This window comes from Shewanella septentrionalis, from assembly GCF_025370265.1.
GTDB classification, from domain to species: Bacteria; Pseudomonadota; Gammaproteobacteria; order Enterobacterales; family Shewanellaceae; genus Shewanella; species Shewanella hafniensis.
Map to the genome: position 1 here is coordinate 1 of NZ_JAMTCC010000106.1, position 1697 is coordinate 1697.

Annotated in this window: 3 protein-coding genes; 2 read left to right on the forward strand and 1 reads right to left on the reverse strand. The window is 35.7% G+C overall.

Annotation, left to right across the window (positions count from 1 at the left end; genetic code table 11):
• Positions 1-410 precede the first annotated feature (410 nt).
• Positions 411-1052 (reverse strand): XRE family transcriptional regulator, encoded by a 642-nt coding sequence (locus NE536_RS22705; protein WP_261274108.1) that lies wholly within the window; start codon positions 1050-1052, stop codon positions 411-413.
• A 100-nt stretch (positions 1053-1152) separates the two neighbouring features.
• Here NE536_RS22705 and NE536_RS22710 point away from each other — a divergent pair, with 100 nt between their 5' ends.
• Both NE536_RS22710 and NE536_RS22715 read left to right on the forward strand, forming a co-directional pair.
• A complete protein-coding gene (locus NE536_RS22710) occupies positions 1153-1392 on the forward strand; it encodes a TraY domain-containing protein (protein WP_261274110.1) in 240 nt (79 codons plus the stop codon).
• A gap of 54 nt (positions 1393-1446) precedes the next feature.
• On the forward strand, positions 1447-1697 hold a 251-nt coding region (locus tag NE536_RS22715; protein ID WP_261274109.1), incomplete at its 3' end, for a hypothetical protein.

The following is a 1697-nucleotide window of genomic DNA, read 5'->3' on the forward strand; positions in this document are numbered from 1 at the left end:
AAGAAATTAGGCATTTTTATGATTCCGTAGGTTTTTGGCTGTTTGAATGGTTAGTTCAAACATTGCGGATCACTCTAAATGAAACGATCGCAAAGATCAACGATCTTTCATTTTATTGAATTTTAAACACAAAAAAGCCGACCCCTACGGTGAATCGGCTTCGTTGTCGAATGCTTCACGTTAGGGAACCACCCCCAACACACTCTAATTTTGAAAAATACACTACATAGATAACTATGTAGTAGCGTGCTATGTAATGCACTTTTTGCTTCAAAATCTGATGCTAATTATAGCCGTTTATTTTCTTTTATCTACACAAGTAATCAAAATTATAAAAAAAGTTATTAAATAATCCCTCAATACATGTAATGACCACACTGCAAGATGTAGCACTAATTAGGAACAATTATTTAGTAAAATGAAAGCTGAAAAATGACTCGCCCAAGAATACACAAACTCTCACTTTCAGTGACAACTACATCCTTATACATAGAATTATAGCTTTTTAATACAAATCCATTTGGAATCTTCTCTAAGCATTTTAACCTCAATAGTCCGTTATGATTAATGACATAACAATTACCGTCTTTTACTTTTTTATCTTTTATATCAATAGATAATATACTACCGTCTTTAAACTCTGGTTCCATGCTGTCCCCAGAAACTTTTAGACACACAAGGTTTTTTGATGCTTTTTTAAAAAAAAACTCTGGCATAACCAATTCATAATCCGCATTTTCGAACATAACCTCGCAACCATTGCCAGCCGAGGCTTGAATATCATCAAAATAAGGTACTTTTACAATTTCTTCATTCGCTTTTATTGGAGAAATACCAAAATCAATAGACTGACTGACTCCTCGCATAAGCCATTGTAAATCAACATTAAATATTTTACATAATTCTATAGCACTTTTAGATTTTGGGATTGCGATATCTAGTTCCCACTTAGAAATAGTGACCGATGTAACACCAACTTTTCGCCCTAATTCCTTTTGGGTTAACCCTTTGCTCTTACGTAGCTGTTTAATTCTTTCTGCTATTGAATGCATTCTATAAAACAAAATTAAAGATCAGTAAATATGATAATGCTCTAGTCAAGAAAACCTTTTAGCCCAACAATACAAACTAAAAGGTTTATTTTACTTGACTATGAACCTTTTGGTTCTTTATCATCCATCCCATGATCATCCATACAGTAATTATCTCTCTTTCATGACCAAGCCGACGCATGTCAATGTCGTTTTAGACGGCAAAACAAACGAAATGTTAGAAGCCTCGGCCAAACGTAACAATCGCTCTAAGCGCAAAGAGGCTCAAGCACGACTCATTGACCACCTTAGCCGCTTCGATGAGATGGGAATGGGTCTAAAAGGAAAAGATAAGTCTTAAATTTTTTTACCATCATGATCCAAAAATGGGATCGCAATACTAAGGAAGTGTTATATGACCACCAAAACCCAACAACCTAACGCACAACAAAGTGAAGTAAACGAAGAAATTCTAAGACTCGCAAAACATATCCCCAGTGATAGCACCATATTTATAATGCGCTGCACCTTCCTATTCATCATTTGTGTCGTCGCTACTTTGTTGTTGTCTTGGGATGTACATGCTGCAGATCCATTTGCACCAGCTAAATCTGAAATTGTTGATACCGTTGGCACCGGCTCAACTGCACAGTTCGCCATTCTCGT